The organism is Pseudomonas anuradhapurensis, assembly GCF_014269225.2.
Taxonomy (GTDB): Bacteria; Pseudomonadota; Gammaproteobacteria; order Pseudomonadales; family Pseudomonadaceae; genus Aquipseudomonas; species Aquipseudomonas anuradhapurensis.
The window spans coordinates 4,667,309-4,686,142 of sequence record NZ_CP077097.1; the positions used below are offsets into that span (position 1 = coordinate 4,667,309).

Annotated in this window: 20 protein-coding genes; 13 read left to right on the forward strand and 7 right to left on the reverse strand. The window is 64.4% G+C overall.

Annotation, left to right across the window (positions count from 1 at the left end; genetic code table 11):
- Positions 1-26: 26 nt before the first annotated feature.
- The 4 genes from HU763_RS21385 to HU763_RS21400 all read left to right on the forward strand — a co-directional run bounded on the left by HU763_RS21385 (position 27) and on the right by HU763_RS21400 (position 3,541).
- On the forward strand, positions 27-824 hold the full coding sequence (locus tag HU763_RS21385) for a hydroxymethylpyrimidine/phosphomethylpyrimidine kinase (RefSeq protein WP_186686602.1): 798 nt from the start codon (positions 27-29) through the stop codon (positions 822-824).
- Between the two features lie 13 nt (positions 825-837).
- On the forward strand, positions 838-1,461 hold the full coding sequence (gene thiE, locus HU763_RS21390; RefSeq protein WP_170032850.1) for a thiamine phosphate synthase: 624 nt from the start codon (positions 838-840) through the stop codon (positions 1,459-1,461).
- 16 nt (positions 1,462-1,477) lie between these two features.
- On the forward strand, positions 1,478-2,761 hold the full coding sequence (gene hemL, locus HU763_RS21395) for a glutamate-1-semialdehyde 2,1-aminomutase (RefSeq protein WP_170032852.1): 1,284 nt from the start codon (positions 1,478-1,480) through the stop codon (positions 2,759-2,761).
- A 234-nt stretch (positions 2,762-2,995) separates the two neighbouring features.
- A complete protein-coding gene (locus HU763_RS21400) occupies positions 2,996-3,541 on the forward strand; it encodes a tetratricopeptide repeat protein (RefSeq protein WP_186686599.1) in 546 nt (181 codons plus the stop codon).
- Between the two features lie 3 nt (positions 3,542-3,544).
- Here HU763_RS21400 and HU763_RS21405 read toward each other — a convergent pair whose 3' ends face one another.
- The gene (locus HU763_RS21405) at positions 3,545-3,871 is read right to left on the reverse strand and encodes a DUF1820 family protein (RefSeq protein WP_170032856.1); all 327 of its coding nucleotides are present in this window, start codon (positions 3,869-3,871) and stop codon (positions 3,545-3,547) included.
- A 250-nt stretch (positions 3,872-4,121) separates the two neighbouring features.
- On the opposite strand from HU763_RS21405, the gene HU763_RS21410 reads away from it, so the two are divergent.
- From HU763_RS21410 to lnt, 4 genes are read left to right on the forward strand one after another with little or no spacing between them, the layout of a single operon-like run.
- A complete protein-coding gene (locus HU763_RS21410) occupies positions 4,122-5,120 on the forward strand; it encodes a PhoH family protein (protein WP_170032858.1) in 999 nt (332 codons plus the stop codon).
- The gene (gene ybeY / locus HU763_RS21415) at positions 5,113-5,586 is read left to right on the forward strand and encodes an rRNA maturation RNase YbeY (protein ID WP_170032859.1); all 474 of its coding nucleotides are present in this window, start codon (positions 5,113-5,115) and stop codon (positions 5,584-5,586) included. Before HU763_RS21410 ends, ybeY begins: the two co-directional genes overlap by 8 nt.
- Positions 5,587-5,611: 25 nt before the next feature.
- Positions 5,612-6,451, forward strand: coding sequence for an HlyC/CorC family transporter (locus HU763_RS21420; RefSeq protein ID WP_186686596.1), 840 nt, complete (start codon positions 5,612-5,614; stop codon positions 6,449-6,451).
- Positions 6,452-6,459: 8 nt separating this feature from the next.
- Complete coding sequence (lnt, locus tag HU763_RS21425) at positions 6,460-7,977, forward strand: apolipoprotein N-acyltransferase (RefSeq protein ID WP_186686594.1); 1,518 nt, start codon at positions 6,460-6,462, stop codon at positions 7,975-7,977.
- Positions 7,978-8,102: 125 nt separating this feature from the next.
- Here lnt and HU763_RS21430 read toward each other — a convergent pair whose 3' ends face one another.
- Positions 8,103-8,864, reverse strand: a complete 762-nt coding sequence (locus HU763_RS21430) for a YdcF family protein (RefSeq protein ID WP_186686592.1) — start codon at positions 8,862-8,864, stop codon at positions 8,103-8,105.
- Positions 8,865-9,000: 136 nt separating this feature from the next.
- Positions 9,001-9,315, reverse strand: coding sequence for a hypothetical protein (locus tag HU763_RS21435; protein WP_170032865.1), 315 nt, complete (start codon positions 9,313-9,315; stop codon positions 9,001-9,003).
- A 227-nt stretch (positions 9,316-9,542) separates the two neighbouring features.
- On the opposite strand from HU763_RS21435, the gene leuS reads away from it, so the two are divergent.
- The 5 genes from leuS (at position 9,543) to HU763_RS21460 (ending at position 15,640) form a co-directional block, all read left to right on the forward strand.
- Positions 9,543-12,149 carry a leucine--tRNA ligase gene (gene leuS, locus HU763_RS21440; protein ID WP_186686589.1) on the forward strand — a complete coding sequence of 869 codons (2,607 nt, stop codon included), beginning with the start codon at positions 9,543-9,545 and terminating at the stop codon, positions 12,147-12,149.
- 61 nt (positions 12,150-12,210) lie between these two features.
- Entirely contained in the window at positions 12,211-12,816 is a 606-nt protein-coding gene (locus HU763_RS21445; RefSeq protein ID WP_170032868.1) for an LPS-assembly lipoprotein LptE, read from the forward strand.
- Positions 12,817-12,855: 39 nt separating this feature from the next.
- The gene (gene holA, locus HU763_RS21450; RefSeq protein WP_170034297.1) at positions 12,856-13,893 is read left to right on the forward strand and encodes a DNA polymerase III subunit delta; all 1,038 of its coding nucleotides are present in this window, start codon (positions 12,856-12,858) and stop codon (positions 13,891-13,893) included.
- A gap of 205 nt (positions 13,894-14,098) precedes the next feature.
- The gene (gene arfA / locus HU763_RS21455; RefSeq protein WP_170032870.1) at positions 14,099-14,263 is read left to right on the forward strand and encodes an alternative ribosome rescue factor ArfA; all 165 of its coding nucleotides are present in this window, start codon (positions 14,099-14,101) and stop codon (positions 14,261-14,263) included.
- Positions 14,264-14,323: 60 nt separating this feature from the next.
- On the forward strand, positions 14,324-15,640 hold the full coding sequence (locus tag HU763_RS21460; protein WP_186686587.1) for a lytic murein transglycosylase: 1,317 nt from the start codon (positions 14,324-14,326) through the stop codon (positions 15,638-15,640).
- Between the two features lie 133 nt (positions 15,641-15,773).
- Here the strand turns inward: HU763_RS21460 and HU763_RS21465 are convergent, their stop codons facing one another.
- From HU763_RS21465 to HU763_RS21480, 4 genes are all read right to left on the reverse strand, one after another.
- Complete coding sequence (locus HU763_RS21465; RefSeq protein WP_186686761.1) at positions 15,774-16,676, reverse strand: S66 peptidase family protein; 903 nt, start codon at positions 16,674-16,676, stop codon at positions 15,774-15,776.
- A gap of 168 nt (positions 16,677-16,844) precedes the next feature.
- A complete protein-coding gene (lipA, locus tag HU763_RS21470; RefSeq protein ID WP_225931904.1) occupies positions 16,845-17,861 on the reverse strand; it encodes a lipoyl synthase in 1,017 nt (338 codons plus the stop codon).
- A gap of 1 nt (position 17,862) precedes the next feature.
- Positions 17,863-18,510 carry a lipoyl(octanoyl) transferase LipB gene (lipB, locus tag HU763_RS21475; protein ID WP_013974352.1) on the reverse strand — a complete coding sequence of 216 codons (648 nt, stop codon included), beginning with the start codon at positions 18,508-18,510 and terminating at the stop codon, positions 17,863-17,865.
- Positions 18,510-18,785, reverse strand: coding sequence for a DUF493 domain-containing protein (locus tag HU763_RS21480; RefSeq protein ID WP_186686585.1), 276 nt, complete (start codon positions 18,783-18,785; stop codon positions 18,510-18,512). The genes lipB and HU763_RS21480 overlap by 1 nt, the downstream gene beginning before the upstream one ends.
- Between the last annotated feature and the right edge of the window lie 49 nt (positions 18,786-18,834).

The window sequence follows — 18,834 nt, forward strand, 5'->3', positions numbered from 1 at the left end:
CAGGATTGGTGGTAAGCTCGCCGACCATGAATATCTACAGCTCCCGCCCCGTTGTCCTCTGTCTCTCCGGCCACGACCCCAGTGGCGGCGCCGGCCTGCAGGCAGATATCGAAGCCCTGCTCGCCCAAGGCTGTCACGCCGCACCCGCGGTGACCGCCCTGACCGTGCAGGATACCGTCAACGTTTCCGACTTCCGCGTGCTCGACCGCGAGTGGGTGCTGGCGCAGGCCAACGCCGTGCTGGCCGACTCCACGGTAGCCGCCGTCAAGCTGGGCATGCTCGGCTCGATCGAGATGGTCGACACCGTCGCCGAGCTGCTGGCCGCGCACCCGCACCTGCCGCTGGTGTGCGACCCGGTGCTGCGTGCCGGTGGTGGTGGCCGCCTGGGCAAGGACGAGGTGGGCTACGCCCTGCGCGAACGCCTGTTGCCCCTGGCCACCATCGCCACGCCGAACCTGCCCGAAGCACGCATCCTGGCCGAACTGCCCGAAGGCAGCGCCGATGAGTGTGCGGAAAAACTGCTGCCATTCTGTAGACACCTGCTGATTACCGGCGGTCACGGCGACGAGGACGAAATTCACAACCGTCTTTACAGCCGCGACGGCCAGCGCCACACCTGGACCTGCCAGCGCCTGCCGGGCAGCTACCATGGCTCGGGCTGCACCCTGGCCAGTGCCCTGGCCGGGCGCCTGGCCCTGGGCGAGCAACTGGACAGTGCCGTGCGCAGCGCCCTGGACTACACCTGGCGCACCCTGCGTGACGCCGAGCAACTGGGCAAGGGCCAGTTCGTACCACGCCGTCTGCCGCTGGATTTCTGCTCCTGATACGAGGCCTTCAATGAAGCTACGTGGTCTGTATGCCATCACCGATAGCCAGCTGCTCGCCGGCCGTTTCCTCTCGCATGTCGAAGCGGCACTGGACGGCGGCGTATGCCTGCTGCAGTACCGCGACAAGAGCGACGACGCGGCCCGGCGCCTGCGCGAGGCCGAAGGGCTGATGAAGCTCTGCGAGCGCTACGGCACCCAGCTGATCATCAACGACGACGCCGAACTGGCCGCGCGCCTGGGTGTCGGCGTGCACCTGGGCCAGACCGACGGCCCGTTGACCCCAGCCCGCGCCTTGCTCGGCCGCCAGGCGATCATCGGCTCCACCTGCCACGCCAACCTTGACCTGGCCGCCCAGGCCGCCAAGGAAGGTGCCAGCTACGTGGCCTTCGGCCGCTTCTTCAATTCGGTCACCAAGCCGGGCGCCCCCGCGGCCAGCATCGAACTGCTGGAGCAGGCCCGCGCCCAGGTGAAACTGCCGATCGCGGTGATCGGCGGCATCACCCTCGACAACGCCGCCCCGCTGGTCGCCCATGGTGCCGACCTGCTGGCGGTGATCCACGGCCTGTTCGGTGCCGACAGCGCGCAGGAAGTCACCCGCCGCGCCCGCGCCTTCAATGCCTTGTTCGCATCCTGATTCGAGAGAACCTTCCATGTCCCGTTCCGAAGCCCTGTTCGCCCAAGCCCAGAAGCACATTCCCGGTGGCGTCAACTCGCCGGTCCGCGCTTTCCGGAGCGTTGGCGGCACGCCGCTGTTCTTCAAGCATGCCGAAGGCGCCTACGTCGTTGACGAGGACGACAAGCGCTACGTCGACTACGTTGGCTCCTGGGGCCCGATGATTCTCGGCCACGGCCATCCAGAGGTGCTGGAGTCGGTACGCCAGCAGCTGCAGCACGGCCTGTCCTACGGCGCGCCGACCGCCATGGAAACCGAAATGGCCGACCTGGTCTGCTCGCTGGTGCCGTCCATGGAAATGGTGCGCATGGTCAGCTCGGGCACCGAAGCCACCATGAGCGCCATCCGCCTGGCCCGTGGCTACACCGGCCGTGACGCCATCATCAAGTTCGAGGGCTGCTATCACGGCCACTCCGACAGCCTGCTGGTAAAGGCCGGCTCCGGCCTGCTGACCCAGGGCGTGCCAAGCTCGGCTGGCGTGCCGGCGGACTTCGCCAAGCACACCCTGACCCTGCCGTTCAACGACATCGCCGCCGTCGAGAAGACCCTGGCCGAAGTTGGCCAGACCGTGGCCTGCATCATCGTCGAGCCGGTGGCCGGCAACATGAACTGCGTGCCACCGGCGCCCGGCTTCCTCGAAGGCCTGCGCGAGCAGTGCGACAAGCACGGCGTGGTACTGATCTTCGACGAAGTGATGACCGGCTTCCGTGTTGCCCTGGGCGGTGCCCAGGGCCACTACGGCATCACTCCGGACCTGTCGACCTTCGGCAAGATCGTCGGCGGCGGCATGCCGGTCGGCTGCTTTGGCGGCAAGCGCGAAATCATGGGTTGCATCGCCCCGCTCGGCCCGGTGTACCAGGCCGGTACCCTGTCGGGTAACCCATTGGCCATGGCCGCTGGCCTGACCACCCTCAAGCTGATCAGCCGCCCGGGCTTCCACGCCGAGCTCACCGACTACACCAGCCGCATGCTCGACGGCCTGCAACAGCGCGCCGATGCTGCTGGCGTGCCGTTCGTCACCACCCAGGCCGGTGGCATGTTCGGCCTGTACTTCAGCGGCGCCGACGACATCGTCACCTTCGACGACGTGATGGCCAGCGATGCCGAGCGCTTCAAGCGCTTCTTCCACCTGATGCTCGACGGTGGCGTGTACCTGGCGCCGAGCGCATTCGAGGCGGGCTTCACCTCCATTGCCCATGGCGACAAGGAGCTGCAGATCACCCTGGATGCAGCAGAAAAGGCCTTTGCTGCGCTGAAGTAACTGCCAGCCAGGCCGGCCCCTTCGCGGGCAAACCCGCTGCCACAGGTTATGCGTATACCTGTGGCCGCGGGCCTACCTGCAAAGGCCGATACAGCAAATAAATAACCCTGCACAATCAGCCGACTCCCCAACCAAACAGAAATTCGAGTAAAACTTTGTAAGGTTGGCGCTGCTTATCCCATAATGTGCCACCAGAGACATTGGCCGCAGCTTTGCAGAGGTAAGTCGATCCCCATGAACCGCACCGGCCGCGCCCTGACCCTGGGCTGCCTGTTGCTTCTTCAGCCCCTGCTGGCCCTGGCAGAGGGCGGTAACTCGTTGCTGATTCCGGCGACGGGCCGCTGCACCCTGAATGTGCAGCCTGAAGACCTGGCAAACGCCCTGAAGGCCTGCGAACAGACGGCGACGGCGGGGGATGCCCAGGCGCAATTCGAACTTGGCGACTACTACTACTCGCAAACCCCGAAAAACCTCGACAAAGCCCTGGACTGGTTGCAGAAGGCCTCGCTGCAAGGGCATGCCGAAGCCCAGTACCGCCTGGGTGCCATGTTCTACCGTGGCGAAGGGGTCAAGGCCAACAATGTGCAGGCCTACATCCTGCTGAAGATGGCTGCGGTCAACGGCGCCGAGGATGCGCTGGACATGGCTGACGAAGTGACCGAGAAAATGCCCCGCGACGAGCTGGAGCATGCCACCCAGGTGCTCGGCCAGATCTTCCGCAAGTACCTGCTGGAACTGCAGAACGCCGAGGGGCGCACGCCGTTCTCGCCACTCCCCTGAGGGTTACTTCTCCGGCATCGGCATGGGGAACGGCATCACGTTGCCACCACCCTTGGCTTCGCTGATCTTGGCGGTGCCCAGGCGCTCCACCTCGTCGATGCGCACGATCGAATGCAGCGGCACGAAACTGCGGATCACCCCGTCGAACTGGCTCTTGAGCTTTTCTTCGCTCGGGTCCACCACCAGCTGCGAGCGCTCGCCGAACACGAACTCCTCGATTTCCAGGAAGCCCCACAGGTCGCTCTGGTAGATCTGCTTGGCATACATCTCGAAGACCTGCCCCTGGTTGAGGAAGATCACTTTATAGATGGCGGGTTCGCGCTTGCTCATGTTCGTCGGGATAACACATGCGTAAGAAAAGGCGGGCATCATACCTGTACCGGCCCCTTCGCGGGCAAGCCCGCTCCCACAGGTATTGCACCCACCTTCGAAGCGGTGCGGTACCTGTGGGAGCGGGCGGGCCCGCGAAGAGGCCGGAACAGGCCGTACATACCGTTGGACGTTTCAGTGCTTTCGCCACTGCCATTCAAGGGTTATTCTTGAGTTCACCTTCATTGCCGTCGAGCGGCTAAAAACGACCTTGAACGCACCCATACAACCCCATCGTTTCATCCTCGAACCTTTCGAGGCCCACCGTTTCGCCAACCTGTGCGGCCAGTTCGACGAGCACTTGCGCCTGATCGAACAGCGCCTGGCCATCGAAATCCGCAACCGCGGCAATCAGTTCGAACTGATCGGCGAACCCAAGACCACCTCTGCCGCCGAGCAACTGCTGCGCCGTCTCTATCGCGAGACCAAGGCCACCGACCTGTCGCCGGAAACCGTGCACCTGTACCTGCAGGAGTCGACTGTCGAGAACATCGACAACCCGGCGGTCAACGAGGTCAGCGTGTCGCTGCGTACGCGCAAGGGCAATATCCGCCCGCGCGGTGTCAACCAGCAGCGCTACGTCAAGGAAATCCTGGCCAACGACATCAACTTCGGCATCGGCCCGGCCGGTACCGGCAAGACCTACCTGGCCGTGGCCTGCGCCGTGGACGCGCTGGAACGCGAACAGGTGCGCCGGATCCTGCTGGTACGCCCGGCGGTCGAGGCAGGCGAAAAGCTCGGCTTCCTGCCCGGCGACCTGGCGCAGAAGATCGACCCGTACCTGCGCCCGCTGTACGACGCCCTGTATGAAATGCTCGGCTTCGAACACGTGGCCAAGCTGATCGAGCGCCAGGTGATCGAGATCGCCCCGCTGGCCTACATGCGTGGCCGCACCCTGAACAACAGCTTCATCATCCTCGACGAAAGCCAGAACACCACCCTTGAGCAGATGAAGATGTTCCTGACCCGTATCGGCTTCGGCTCCACGGCGGTCATCACCGGCGACATCACCCAGGTCGACCTGCCACGTGGCACCAAGTCGGGCCTGGCGCACGTCATCGAAGTGCTGAAGGACGTTCCCGGGATCAGCTTCACCCACTTCCAGCCCAAGGATGTGGTTCGTCACCCACTGGTGCAGCGCATTGTCGAAGCCTACGACCGCTTCGATGCCCGCCAGGCCAAGCCCGAGGCACCTGGCAAAGATGCTTGAACTCGACATTCAACGGGCCACGGATGCCGCCGCCCCGGATGACACCGCCTTCCGCCGGTGGTGCGAACTGGCCCTGCGCCAGCGCAGCGCCGATTCGGAAATGACCATTCGCCTGGTCGATGAAGCCGAGGGGCGTGAGCTGAACCACACCTACCGGCACAAGGACTACGCGACCAACGTGCTGTCGTTCCCGGCCGACGTGCCCGATGACCTGCTCGATATCCCCCTGCTGGGCGACCTGGTGATCTGCGTACCGGTGGTCGAGCGCGAAGCGGCCGAACAGGGCAAGGCGCTCGAAGCGCACTGGGCGCACCTGGTTATCCATGGCTGCCTGCACCTGCTCGGCTACGACCACATCGAGGATGAGGAAGCCGAGGAAATGGAAGGCCTGGAACGGGAATTGCTGGCAGAACTGGGTCACCCCGACCCTTACGCCGATGATGAAACCGACTCAATCACACACTGATACACGAAGGATCACGAGAACCGCCATGAGCGAAGATCGATCGAGCAACGGGCAGAAGTCCTGGCTGGGTAAACTGACCCAGGCTTTTGCCCATGAGCCGAAAAACCGCCAGGAGCTCCTCGAGCTGCTGCGCGAAGCGCACCAGAACAAACTGCTGGACAGCGAAGCACTGACCATCGTCGAAGGCGCCATCCAGGTCGCCGACCTGCAGGTGCGCGACATCATGGTGCCGCGCTCGCAGATGATCAGCATCAAGGCCAGCCAGTCGCCACGCGAGTTCCTGCCGGCGGTGATCGACGCCGCGCACTCGCGCTACCCGGTGATCGGCGAAAGCCACGACGATGTGCTGGGGATCCTGCTCGCCAAGGACCTGCTGCCGCTGATCCTCAAGGAAAACGGCGACAGCTTCAACATCAAGGACCTGCTGCGCCCGGCCACCTTCGTGCCCGAGTCCAAGCGCCTGAACGTGCTGCTGCGCGAATTCCGCGCCAACCACAACCACATGGCCATCGTCATCGACGAGTACGGCGGCGTGGCCGGCCTGGTCACCATCGAAGACGTGCTGGAACAGATCGTCGGTGACATCGAGGACGAGCACGACGTCGAGGAAGACAGCTACATCAAGCCGCTGCCAAGCGGTGACTTCCTGATCAAGGCACTGACCCCGATCGAGAACTTCAACGAGTTCTTCGACAGCGAGTTCTCCGATGACGAATTCGACACGGTGGGTGGCCTGGTGATGAGCGCCTTCGGCCACCTGCCCAAGCGCAACGAAACCACCGAGATCGGCCCCTACAAGTTCCGTATTCTCAACGCCGACAGCCGGCGGATACACTTACTGCGCCTGACACCGATCACCCGTTAAGGACGAACATGCGTTGGATCACCCGCCCCGGCTGGCCCGGTAACCTGCTGGCCCTGGCGGCCGGCGCTTCCACCCTCCTGGCCCTGGCGCCATTCAACATCTGGCCGCTGGCCTTGTTGTCCATCGCCGTGCTCTACCTTGGCCTGCGCGAGCTCAGCCCGCGTCAGGCCATGTGGCGTGGCTGGTGGTTCGGCTTCGGCCTGTATGGCGCTGGCACCTGGTGGATCTACGTCAGCATGAACACCTACGGCGGCGCCTCGCCGTTGCTGGCGATCCTGCTGCTGCTGGCGTTCTTCGCCGCCCTGGCCTGGTTCTTCGCCCTGCCCACCTGGCTGTGGGCACGCTGGTTGCGGCGCAACGAAGCGCCGCTGGCCGACGCCCTGTGCTTCGCCGCCCTGTGGCTGCTGCAAGAGGCCTTCCGCGGCTGGTTCCTGACCGGTTTCCCCTGGCTCTACGCTGGCTACAGCCAGCTGGACGGCCCGCTGGCCGGCCTGGCCCCGCTGGGCGGCGTCTGGCTGATCTCCTTCACCCTGGCCCTGAGTGCCGCCCTGCTGTGCAACCTGCACCGCCTGCGCGCGCGCCCCGCCTTCCTGGGGGTCGCCTGCCTGCTGTTGCTCGCGCCATGGCTACTGGGCCTGGCGCTCAAGGGCCATGCCTGGACCAAGCCCGCAGGCGACCCGTTGAAGGTCGCGGCCATCCAGGGCAACGTCGAGCAAGAGTTGAAATGGGACCCGGCGCACATCGACGCGCAACTGGCGCTGTACCGTGACCTGAGCTTCAGCTCCCGGCCGGTGGACCTGCTGGTGTGGCCGGAAACCGCCGTACCGGTGCTCAAGGACCAGGCCCAGGGTTATATCGACGTGATGGGGCGCTTCGCCGCCGGGCGAAATTCGGCGCTGATCACGGGCGTGCCGGTGCGCGAAGTGGTGCATCACCAACGCCGCTACTACAACGGCATCACTGTCACCGGTGAGGGCGACGGCACCTACCTCAAGCAGAAGCTGGTGCCGTTTGGCGAATACGTGCCGCTGCAGGACATGCTGCGAGGCCTGATCGAGTTCTTCAACCTGCCGATGTCGGACTTCGCCCGCGGCCCGGAAGACCAGCCGCTGCTGCAGGCAAAGGGCTATCACATTGCGCCTTACATCTGCTATGAGGTGGTCTACCCCGAGTTCGCCGCCAGCCTGGCTGCTCGCAGCGACCTGCTGCTGACGATCAGCAACGATACCTGGTTCGGTACCTCGATCGGCCCGCTGCAACACCTGCAGATGGCACAGATGCGGGCGCTGGAGGCCGGGCGCTGGATGATCCGCGCCACCAACAATGGTGTGACCGCGCTGATCGACCCGTTTGGCCGCATTACCACGCAGATTCCACAGTTCCAGCAGGCGGTGCTGTATGGCGAGGTAGTGCCGATGCAGCAACTGACGCCGTACCTGCAATGGCGCTCGTGGCCGCTGGCGATCGTCTGCGCATTGCTGCTGGGTTGGGCGTTGCTGGCGGGGCGCATTGCCAAGACCGTTTGAGTTTTCCTGTACTGGCCTCTTCGCGGGTGAACCCGCTCCCACAGAGACCGCACAAGCCCATGGCCTGCGGTGTACCTGTGGGAGCGGGTTCACCCGCGAAGAGGCCGGCACAGGCAACACAAGGCTCAGTAGAACAGCCGATACCCCACCAGCCCCACCCCTTCATTGAGCAACTGCCCGCTCTGCCACAGCGCCCGGCTTTCCGGCAGCAAGCCGGCAAACGGCCGCGCATGATCACGCCCGAGGAACCCGACCGGCGCCGGCACCACCTCGAACCCCGCCTGCTCGAAACTCCAGCGCGAGCGCTGCATGTGCCACGCCTGGGTGACCACGACCACCCGGCGAATCCCCAACGGCTGCAGCACCTTGGCAGACAGCTGGGCGTTCTCCCAGGTGGTACGACTGGCCTCCTCCCGCCATTTCACCTCGACGCCGAAATCTTCACGCAGGCAGTCCGCCATCAACTGCGCCTCGCTCGGTGGCGAGCCATAGTGCAAGCCACCACTGGTCAGCACCGGCAGGCCCGAGGCCTTGGCCAGCCGTGCGGCAAAGCGCATGCGCTCCAGGGCAGTGGCCGTGGGCTGGTCGCTGCCGCCCCAGGCCGGGTCACCGCGTTCACGCCCTGCTCCCAGTACCACGATGGCATCTGCCTGGCTTGCCAGGCCCGCCCAGTCGGTCACGGCCAGCGGCGGCTCCGTTTCCAGAACACGTGCCGTTTGCTGCATCACCAGCGGCAAACTCATCAACCACAGGCCTGCCAGGCCCACGGCAAAGCACAGCGCGGCCAGCCGCGGCCGCCGCGCGCGCAGCCACCATGCCGCCAACAGCAGCAGGAACAGGATGCCCGGCGGCATCAACCATTGCTTGATGAAGAATCGCAAAGCCATCGGCCACACCTCCTGGTCAGGCGTGCAGCCTAGAAGGATCGACGCCGGCCAACAAGATTGCAGCCGGCGCCGATCATGAGATATGCAAGTTTTTGAGAACCGGCGCGCTATAGCCTGCGCCTGGCGTCCTGAACGGCTAGCGATGCGGCAGCGTCCTGGATCTCGCCGAACTGGCGGGGCGTTTCTTGTCCTTGAGCCAGATGATCTTGGCCGATGTCGGCTCCGCTTGTGGGTAACTGCCGACACAGGCATTGTGGCGCTCCGGGAGGGAATCCAGGTAGGCCTTGATCAGTTCGAACTCCGCATGGCTCAGGCCACGCAACTCCAGTTCAGCTGGCATCTCGTCGCGCAATCGCACCGAGGTCCTGGCCACTTCCAGTGCCAGGCCAAGCCGGTCGATCAGGCGTTCGTATAGCTCCGGTTTGATTGCGGGTAGCTGCGTCTCTCCCATCCGTTCACCTCATTGAAGATAAGAATATCTCCCCCCACACCTGAGCTTAGCGTTGTTGCAAAAAGCAGCCGCGCGCCGCGACCAGCGGGCATAAGCAACGAAGGTTTCCCACGATGCGCGGCGCTGCTGTATGCTACGGCGTTCACTCTAAACGACACCGGAGTGCCGGACGCAGCGAGGTTCCGCTGCCTGGAACAAGGTCTCTTCCCTCTCAGCAAAAAGTAGCCATGCACGAACAATACACGCCCCGTGATATCGAAGCCGCCGCCCAGAAGTTCTGGGACGAGCAACAATCGTTCGCTGTTACCGAACAGCCAGGCAAGGACACCTACTACTGCCTGTCGATGTTCCCGTACCCGAGCGGCAAGCTACACATGGGCCACGTGCGCAACTACACCATCGGTGACGTGATTGCCCGCTACCAGCGCATGCTGGGCAAGAACGTGCTGCAGCCGATGGGCTGGGACGCTTTCGGCATGCCCGCGGAAAACGCGGCGATGAAGAACAACGTCGCCCCGGCCAAGTGGACGTACGAAAACATCGACTACATGAAGACCCAGCTCAAGAGCCTGGGCCTGGCCATCGACTGGGCACGCGAAGTGACCACCTGCAAACCTGACTACTACCGTTGGGAGCAGTGGCTGTTCACCCGCCTGTTCGAAAAAGGCATCATCTACCGCAAGAACGGCACCGTGAACTGGGACCCGGCGGACCAGACCGTACTGGCCAACGAGCAGGTCATCGATGGCCGTGGCTGGCGTTCGGGCGCGCTGATCGAAAAGCGCGAAATCCCGATGTACTATTTCCGCATCACCGACTACGCCGACGAGCTGCTGGAAAGCCTCGATGAGCTGCCGGGCTGGCCCGAGCAGGTCAAGACCATGCAGCGCAACTGGATCGGCAAGTCGCGCGGCATGGAAGTGCAGTTCCCGTACGACCAGGCCAGCATTGGCCACGCAGGTACCCTCAAGGTCTTCACCACCCGCCCCGACACGCTGATGGGCGCCACCTACGTCGCCGTCGCCGCCGAGCACCCGCTGGCTACCCAGGCGGCCCAGGGCAACCCGGCGCTGCAGGCGTTCATCGACGAATGCAAGAGCGGCAGCGTTGCCGAAGCCGACATGGCCACCCAGGAGAAGAAGGGCATGGCCACTTCCCTGCTGGTCGAACACCCGCTGACCGGCGAGAAGCTGCCGGTGTGGGTCGCCAACTACGTGCTGATGCACTACGGTGATGGCGCTGTAATGGCCGTGCCGGCCCACGACGAGCGCGACTTCGAGTTCGCCCACAAGTACAACCTGCCGGTCAAGGCGGTGGTGCGCACCAGCGCGGGTGAGGAAGTCGGCAGCGAATGGCTGGCCGCCTATGGCGAGCATGGCCAACTGATCAACTCCGGCGAGTTCGACGGCCTGGACTTCGCCGGTGCCTTCGACGCCATCGAAGCGGCCCTGATCCGCAAGGAACTGGGCAAGTCGCGGACCCAGTTCCGCCTGCGCGACTGGGGCATCAGCCGCCAGCGCTACTGGGGCTGCCCGATCCCGATCATCCATTGCCCGTCGTGCGGCGACGTGCCGGTGCCGGAAGACCAGCTGCCGGTCACCCTGCCGGAGAACGTGGTGCCGGATGGCGCCGGTTCGCCACTGGCGCGCATGCCGGAATTCTACGAATGCAGCTGCCCGAAATGTGGCGCCGCAGCCAAGCGCGAAACCGACACCATGGACACCTTCGTCGAGTCGTCCTGGTACTTCGCCCGCTACGCCTCGCCGAACTACGAAGGTGGCATGGTCGACCCGAAAGCGGCCAACCACTGGCTGCCGGTCGACCAGTACATCGGTGGTATCGAGCACGCCATCCTGCACCTGCTGTACGCACGCTTCTTCCACAAGCTGATGCGTGACGAAGGCCTGGTCACCTCGAACGAGCCGTTCAAGAACCTGCTGACCCAGGGCATGGTGGTCGCCGAAACCTACTACCGCGTGGCCAGCAACGGCGGCAAGGACTGGTTCAACCCGGCCGATGTCGAGGTCGAGCGCGATGCCAAGGCCAAGATCATTGGCGCCCGCCTGAAAACCGACGGCCTGCCGGTGGAAATCGGCGGTACCGAAAAAATGTCGAAGTCGAAGAACAACGGCGTCGACCCGCAATCGATGATCGACCAGTACGGCGCCGACACCTGCCGCCTGTTCATGATGTTCGCCTCGCCACCCGACATGAGCCTGGAATGGTCCGACTCCGGCGTCGAGGGTGCCAGCCGCTTCCTGCGTCGCGTCTGGCGCCTGGCCCAGGCCCACGTCGCCCAGGGCCTGCCGGGCAAGCTGGACGTCGCCGCCCTGGACGACGCGCAGAAGGTCATCCGCCGCGCCATCCACGCTGCCATCAAGCAGGCCAGCACCGATGTCGGCCAGTACCACAAGTTCAACACCGCCATCGCCCAGGTGATGACCGTGATGAACGTACTGGAAAAGGCCCCGCAGGCCACCGAACAGGACCGCGCCCTGCTGCACGAAGGCCTCGAAGCCGTCACCCTGCTGCTGGCCCCGATCACCCCGCACATCTCCCACGAGCTGTGGCAACAGCTGGGTCACCAGCAGGCGGTCATCGACGCCAGCTGGCCAGCCGTCGACGAAGCGGCCCTGGTACAGGACACCGTCACCCTGGTGGTGCAGGTCAACGGCAAGCTGCGTGGCCAGGTGGAAATGCCGGCCGCCGCCAGCCGTGAAGAAATCGAAGCGGCTGCGCGCAGCAACGAGAACGTCCTGCGCTTCATCGATGGCCTGACCATCCGCAAGGTCATCGTGGTACCGGGCAAGCTGGTCAACATCGTCGCCAACTGATGGCAACGCCCGCCCGCAGCCACTGCGGGCGGGCGGAACAGGCCCACAAGGGAGCAACAACATGATCAAACGCAATTTGCTGGTAATTGGCCTGGCGGTCATGCTCAGCGCCTGCGGTTTCCAGCTGCGCGGCACCGGTTCCACCGAACTGAGCGTGAAGGAAATGGACGTCAGCGCGCGCAACGCCTACGGCCCGACCGTGGTCCAGCTGCGTGAAACGCTGGAGCGCAGCGGCGTCAACGTGCACGCCGGCGCACCGTATCGCCTGGTGCTGACCAACGAGCAGGAGCGCGAGCGCTCGGCGACCTACAACAGCGGCAACCGTACCGCCGAGTACGAGCTGACCACCGTGCTGAACTACAGCATCCAGGGCCTGAACAACCTGGAGCTGATGAGCGACAAGCTGGAAGTGCGCAAGATCTACGTGCGCGACGGCTCGAACATCACCGGCTCCGAAGAGGAAGCCAACCGCGCCCGTGAAGAAATGCGCCGTGACCTGGTCAATGCGATGATGGTTCGCTTGCAGATGCTGACCCCGTCGCAGCTGGACGAGCTGCAGCGTCAAGCCGACGAACGCGCCAAGGCCGAAGCCGCCGCGCTGGAGGCCGCCCGCCGCCAGCAGGCCGAAACGCCTCAGCAATCGCCACTGGAAGTACCGGGCAACTAAGCCCGAGCGGGGTACTCTCGGGTGCCCCGCCTGCTCACCATGAAGCTCGCCCCCGCCCAACTCAACAAACACCTGCAAGGTGCGCTGGCTCCGGTCTACGTGGTTAGCGGCGACGATCCGCTGCTGTGCCAGGAAGCCGCCGATGCCATCCGCAGCGCTGCGCGCCAGCAGGGGTTCGACGAGCGCCAGGTGTTCAGCGCCGACGCCAACTTCGACTGGGGCACCCTGCTCCAGGCTGGTGCCAGCCTGTCGCTGTTCGCCCAGCGGCGCCTGCTGGAACTGCGGCTGCCCTCCGGCAAGCCCGGTGACAAGGGCGCTGCCGCGCTGATGGAATACTGCGCCAAGCCCGCCGAGGACACCCTGCTGCTGGTCAGCCTGCCCAAGCTCGACGGCAGCGCACAGAAGACCAAGTGGGGCAAGGCGCTGATAGAAGGTCCCCATTGCCAGTTCATCCAGATCTGGCCGGTGGACGTACACCAGCTGCCACAGTGGATCAACCAGCGCCTGCAGCAGGCCGGCCTGTCGGCACAGCGGGACGCCGTCGACCTGATCGCCGCACGTGTCGAAGGCAACCTGTTGGCAGCTGCGCAAGAGATCGAAAAGCTCAAGTTGCTGGCCGAAGGCAACCAGATCACCGTAGAGACCGTGCAGGCCGCCGTCGCCGACAGCGCCCGCTTCGATGTCTTCGGCCTGGTCGATGCCATTCTCAATGGCGAAGCCGCGCATGCCCTGCGCATGCTCGAGGGCTTGCGCGGTGAAGGCGTGGAGCCCCCGGTGATTCTCTGGGCCCTGGCCCGTGAGCTGCGTCAGCTGGCCGGGCTGGCCCAGCAGTTCAGCCAGGGCGTACCGCTGGACAAGGCTTTCAGCCAGGCCCGTCCACCGATCTGGGACAAACGCCGGCCACTGGTCAGCAAGGCCTTGCAGCGCTTGTCGGCACAACGCTGGGCGCAGTTGCTGCAGGATGCCCAGCGTATCGATGCGCAGATCAAGGGGCAGGCTGAAGGCTCGCCGTGGACCGGCCTGGCGCGCTTGTCGCTGCTGATGGCTGGTCAGCGGCTGGCACTCCCGCCCGAGTAACTGGTGCCGCTGTGAGAGCGGGCGTGCCCGCGAATCAGGCGATGCGGTGGATGGCACCGGCTTCGCCGGTGTTCGCGGGCACGCCCGCTCCCACAGGGCTGCAAGGCAGCCCCCTGCATCTCGACGATATACACAATCAATTGGCCCCCAGCTGCCCAGGGCCCTACAGTGCGCCGCGAAAACCACCAAACCGGGGAACCCCGCCATGAGCAAACAGCCGAAAAAGCACGGCCCCAACAAGGCCAAGTCCATCGTCGCCCAGCCCCTGTTCCGCTGCCGGCAGGAACGACCCAACAAGGGCAAAGGCAGCTACCGCCGCGAAGCCTTCCAATCGAGAGATTGGGAGGCTTCGTACTTTTTGGCCGCATGAAAGCATCGAAAGCGCAGGCATGATATGGTCGTCACCTGACCTGCAATTCTGGATCTGTGCATGCTTCTCAGTCTTCTCCCCCGCTGGAAAACCCGTCAGTTGCTCGCGGCCTCCAGTTTCATCCTGCTCGTGGCCTGCGCAGAAAAGCCCACCGCCGCCGATGCCCTGCCGCTGGCTCCCGCCCAGCCAGCCCCGGTGGTAACCCTGCCCGGCACCACGCCCGACGTCAGCACTGAAATCCAGCCTCTGCAAACCTTCGCGCAATGGCAGGCCGGTTTCCGCCAGCAAGCCCTGCAAGCCGGTATTTCGCCGGATACCTTCGACCGCGCATTCCTCGGTATCACCCCTGACATGGACGTGATCAAGGCCGACCGTAGCCAGCCGGAATTCACCCGCCCGGTGTGGGAATACCTCGAAGGCGCCCTGTCACCGTTGCGTGTGCGCAATGGCAAGAAGCTGCTGGAACAGCATGCAGACTTGCTTACGCTCATCGAGCAGCGCTATGGCGTCGACCGCCAGGTGCTGGTTGCCGTGTGGGGCATGGAAAGCAACTTCGGCCAGTTCCAGGGCAACAAGTCGGTCATCCGCTCGCTGGCTACCCTGGCCTATGAAGGCCGTCGTCCGCAATTTGCCCAGGACCAGCTGATCGCCGCGCTGCAGATCATCCAGCATGGCGACATCCAGCCTGAGGCAATGCGTGGCTCGTGGGCCGGCGCCATGGGCCAGACCCAGTTCATCCCGACCACCTATAACACCCATGCGGTGGACTTCGACGGTGACGGCCGCCGTGACATCTGGAACAGCACCCCGGATGCCCTGGCTTCGACCGCGCATTACCTGCAGAGCTCGGGCTGGAAGCGTGGCCAGCCTTGGGGCTTCGAGGTACAGGTGCCAGCAGGCTTCGATTACTGGCAAGCCGATGGCGCACTGCGCAAGCCGGTGAGCGAGTGGTTGGCGCAGGGCGTGAAACTGCCTGCGGGCACTCAGCTGCCGGTGGGCAGCAACCAGCTGTCTGCCGCCCTGCTACTGCCAGCGGGCGCGCGTGGCCCGGCGTTCCTGGTGCTGGACAACTTCCGCGCCATCCTCAAGTACAACAACTCGTCGTCCTATGCACTGGCGGTAAGCCTGCTGGGGGACCGCTTCACTGGCTGGGGTTTCATCGCCGGCAGCTGGCCGAAGGAAGACCTGCCGCTCAGCCGCAGCGAGCGCATGGAGCTGCAGAACCTGCTGAATAGCAATGGGCATGAGGCGGGGAACCCTGACGGCATCATTGGCGCCAACACCCGCAAGGCGATCCGTAATGCCCAGCAGGGGCTGGGCTGGCCGGCCGATGGCTACCCGACCCACAAGCTGCTTGAGAGCCTGCGCCAGCAGTGAGGGTCCTGGGGCCGCCATGCGGCCCTTTCGCGACACAGGCCGCTGCAACAGGGACCGCATAATCCCGATGATTGTCGATCGTTTGTAGCAGCGGCCTGGTGTCGCGCTGGGCTGCAAAGCAGCCCCGGCGATCTCAAGCCCTGAACAGATCCTGCTCCAGCACCAATGTTTGCTCAACACTATCCAGCCGCACCCTGGCCCCCAGCGGCAAGCACACATTCGGATCACAATGGCCACTTCGCCAACCGGCCAGCACCGGCACGCCCAGCGGCCCGAAGATGTCCTGCAGCAACGGCGTCAGCGCCACCGTGGTAATCCCGGCAAAATCCCCCACCAGCACGCCCGCGATCCCCTCCAGCTTGCCCGCCAGGCGCAGCTGGGTCAGCAGGCGGTCTACCCGGTACAGCGGCTCGTTGACGTCCTCGATGAACAGGATGCAACCCTTGGTATCCAACTCGGCAATCGTCCCCAAGGTCGCCCCCAGCATCGACAGGTTGCCACCTAGTAGCGGCCCGCTGGCCACACCCGGCTGTACACAGGTCAAAGCGTAGCCGGCCGGGTGCGCGATTGGCTCGCCGCTGCGCACCTGCCCACCCAGCTGCGCCAGCAGCGAAGCCTCGGTCGGTTGCTGCTTGGCACCCAACAGGTCTGCATTGAGCATTCCGCCATGGAAGGTGACCAGCCCGGTCCTGCGGTAAATGGCCGTGTGCAGCGCGGTGATGTCGCTGTAGCCGATCAGCGGCTTGGGGTTGTACCGGATCAGCTCGAAATCGAGCCGGTCGAGCAGGCGCATGCTGCCATACCCCCCACGCATGCACAGGATGGCGTCGATCGCCGGGTCGGCGAAAGCGTCATGCAGGTCTTGCAAGCGCTGCTGGTCTGCGCCTGCCAGGTATCCTTGCGCCTGCAGAGCTCCCTGGTAGATCCGGCAACGGTAGCCACGCTCGGCAAACCACCGGGTGGCCTTCTGGGTATCCAGCCGGGCCGGGCCGGCGGGCGCGACGATGGCAAAGCAGGCGTCGTGCGGCAACGCCATCGGCAGGCAAGGTTCGGTACGCTCAAGGCAATTCACATGCAACTCCTTGCAGGTCCTGGGGGCCCGATTCTGCCGCTGCGGAGCGACCTCGACCAGCAGGAAACCCCATCAACAAAAATGCCGATGGCGCCTTTCGGCGCGCATCGGCATGTGTGGCCCAACCTTTGATCAGAGCTTGATCTTGGCCTCGTGGGCCTGTTGGTCAGCGTGGTAGGAAGAACGCACCAGCGGCCCGGAAGCGACGTTCTTGAAGCCCATCTTGTAACCTTCCTCGGCGAACCAGGCGAAGGTGTCCGGGTGGACGAAACGCTGCACCGGCAGGTGGCTGCGCGATGGCTGCAGGTACTGGCCGAGGGTGAGCATGTCGATGTCATGCTCGCGCATGCGCTGCATCACCTCGATCACTTCGTCGTCGGTCTCGCCCAGACCCAGCATCAGGCCCGACTTGGTCGGAACGTGCGGCACCAGCTGCTTGAACTTCTGCAGCAGGTCCAGCGACCAGTCGTAGTCCGACCCCGGACGCGCGGCCTTGTACAGGCGCGGTACGGTCTCGAGGTTGTGGTTGAACACATCCGGCGGCTCTTGCGCGGTAATTTCCAGCGCAATGTCCATGCGGCCACGGTAGTCCGGCACCAGGGTTTCCAGTTGCACGCCTGGCGACAGCGCACGAATTTCACGGATGCAGTCAGCGAAGTGCTGGGCCCCGCCGTCGCGCAGGTCGTCGCGGTCGACCGAGGTGATCACCACGTACTTCAGGCGCAGGTCGGCGATGGCGATCGCCAGGTTCTTCGGTTCATCCAGGTCCAGCGGCTTCGGCCGGCCATGACCCACGTCGCAGAACGGGCAGCGGCGGGTGCAGATGTCACCCATGATCATGAAGGTCGCGGTACCACCGGAGAAGCACTCGCCCAGGTTCGGGCAGGACGCCTCTTCGCACACACTGTGCAACTTGTGCTTGCGCAGCAGTTGCTTGATGCGGTCTACCTCGGGCGAAACCGGGATACGCACGCGGATCCAGTCGGGCTTCTTCGGCAGCTCGTCGGTGGGGATGATCTTCACCGGGATGCGCGCCACCTTCTCGGCACCACGCAACTTGACCCCGGCTTCCACTTTCTTCGGCGCTGGGCGCTGGGTGGCATCCTGGGTAGGTATCAGGTTCGGCACGGCTTCTTGCACAGTTGTCATATCAGTCGATTCCGCCCGTAAGGGTCGTCTGCTCAGCGTAGTCGAGGTGCTTGACCAGCTGTCCGCGCAGCCTTGTCCTGACCTCGTCGAGTTCGATAGGACCTGCCAGGTCGCGCAGCTGGGTCATCGCCAGCCCCGCATAGCCGCAGGGGTTGATTCGGCGGAATGGCGCAAGGTCCATGTCCACGTTCAGGGCAAGGCCGTGGAACGAACGGCCATTGCGGATTCGCAGGCCGAGGGAGGCGATTTTCGCTCCATCGACATAGACGCCCGGGGCATCGGGCTTGGCCGCAGCCTGGACATCATAACTGGCGAGCAGGTCGATGAGGGTCTGCTCGATACGGCTGACCAGCTCACGCACGCCAAACCCTAGCCGACGCACATCCAGCAGCAGGTAGGCCACCAGTTGCCCGGGGCCATGGTAGGTTACCTGGCCACCGCGGTCGGTCTGTACCACCGGGATGTCACCCGGTACCAACAGGTGCTCGGCCTTGCCGGCCTGGCCCTGGGTGAAGACAGCGGGGTGCTCGACCAGCCAGACTTCATCCTGGCTGTCCGGGCTGCGTTGCTCGGTGAAGCGTCGCATGGCCTCCAGCACCGGTTCATAGGGCTGCAGGCCAAGCTCGCGAAAACCGAGGCAGGCGGACATCAGAGCACCATTTTCACGATGCCGGTAGCGCGCAGGGCGCTATTGATATCGTGCAGCTGGTTCTCGCTTTCGGCAACGATGTGCAACTGCACGGTGGTGTACTTGCCTTCCTTGCTCTGGCGCTCGGCCAGCGTGGCAAGGTCGACCTTGGCGTGCTTGCTGAGAATCTCGATCACCGTATCGCGGAAACCGACCACGGTATCGCCGATGACCTTGATCGGGTAATCGTCGCAGGGGAATTCGATCTTGTGCGACTTGACGTCTGGTTCGCTCATGGCGGAAACGGCCTCGTAAGCCGTGGCAACAACAACGCCCCCGCAGGAT

Excerpts from the sequence above, each read along its gene's own strand:
- leuS (WP_186686589.1), top strand. The coding sequence starts at position 9,543 with ATGCACGAACAATACACGCCCCGTGATATCGAAGCCGCCGCCCAGAAG.
- HU763_RS21430 (WP_186686592.1), bottom strand. The coding sequence starts at position 8,864 with ATGGCTTTGCGATTCTTCATCAAGCAATGGTTGATGCCGCCGGGCATC.
- HU763_RS21405 (WP_170032856.1), bottom strand. The coding sequence starts at position 3,871 with ATGAGCAAGCGCGAACCCGCCATCTATAAAGTGATCTTCCTCAACCAG.
- HU763_RS21445 (WP_170032868.1), top strand. The coding sequence starts at position 12,211 with ATGATCAAACGCAATTTGCTGGTAATTGGCCTGGCGGTCATGCTCAGC.
- HU763_RS21385 (WP_186686602.1), top strand. The coding sequence starts at position 27 with ATGAATATCTACAGCTCCCGCCCCGTTGTCCTCTGTCTCTCCGGCCAC.
- HU763_RS21480 (WP_186686585.1), bottom strand. The coding sequence starts at position 18,785 with ATGAGCGAACCAGACGTCAAGTCGCACAAGATCGAATTCCCCTGCGAC.
- lipA (WP_225931904.1), bottom strand. The coding sequence starts at position 17,861 with ATGACAACTGTGCAAGAAGCCGTGCCGAACCTGATACCTACCCAGGAT.
- HU763_RS21435 (WP_170032865.1), bottom strand. The coding sequence starts at position 9,315 with ATGGGAGAGACGCAGCTACCCGCAATCAAACCGGAGCTATACGAACGC.
- thiE (WP_170032850.1), top strand. The coding sequence starts at position 838 with ATGAAGCTACGTGGTCTGTATGCCATCACCGATAGCCAGCTGCTCGCC.
- HU763_RS21460 (WP_186686587.1), top strand. The coding sequence starts at position 14,324 with ATGCTTCTCAGTCTTCTCCCCCGCTGGAAAACCCGTCAGTTGCTCGCG.
- lnt (WP_186686594.1), top strand. The coding sequence starts at position 6,460 with ATGCGTTGGATCACCCGCCCCGGCTGGCCCGGTAACCTGCTGGCCCTG.
- ybeY (WP_170032859.1), top strand. The coding sequence starts at position 5,113 with ATGCTTGAACTCGACATTCAACGGGCCACGGATGCCGCCGCCCCGGAT.
- hemL (WP_170032852.1), top strand. The coding sequence starts at position 1,478 with ATGTCCCGTTCCGAAGCCCTGTTCGCCCAAGCCCAGAAGCACATTCCC.
- HU763_RS21420 (WP_186686596.1), top strand. The coding sequence starts at position 5,612 with ATGAGCGAAGATCGATCGAGCAACGGGCAGAAGTCCTGGCTGGGTAAA.
- HU763_RS21465 (WP_186686761.1), bottom strand. The coding sequence starts at position 16,676 with ATGGCGTTGCCGCACGACGCCTGCTTTGCCATCGTCGCGCCCGCCGGC.
- holA (WP_170034297.1), top strand. The coding sequence starts at position 12,856 with ATGAAGCTCGCCCCCGCCCAACTCAACAAACACCTGCAAGGTGCGCTG.
- lipB (WP_013974352.1), bottom strand. The coding sequence starts at position 18,510 with ATGTCCGCCTGCCTCGGTTTTCGCGAGCTTGGCCTGCAGCCCTATGAA.
- arfA (WP_170032870.1), top strand. The coding sequence starts at position 14,099 with ATGAGCAAACAGCCGAAAAAGCACGGCCCCAACAAGGCCAAGTCCATC.
- HU763_RS21400 (WP_186686599.1), top strand. The coding sequence starts at position 2,996 with ATGAACCGCACCGGCCGCGCCCTGACCCTGGGCTGCCTGTTGCTTCTT.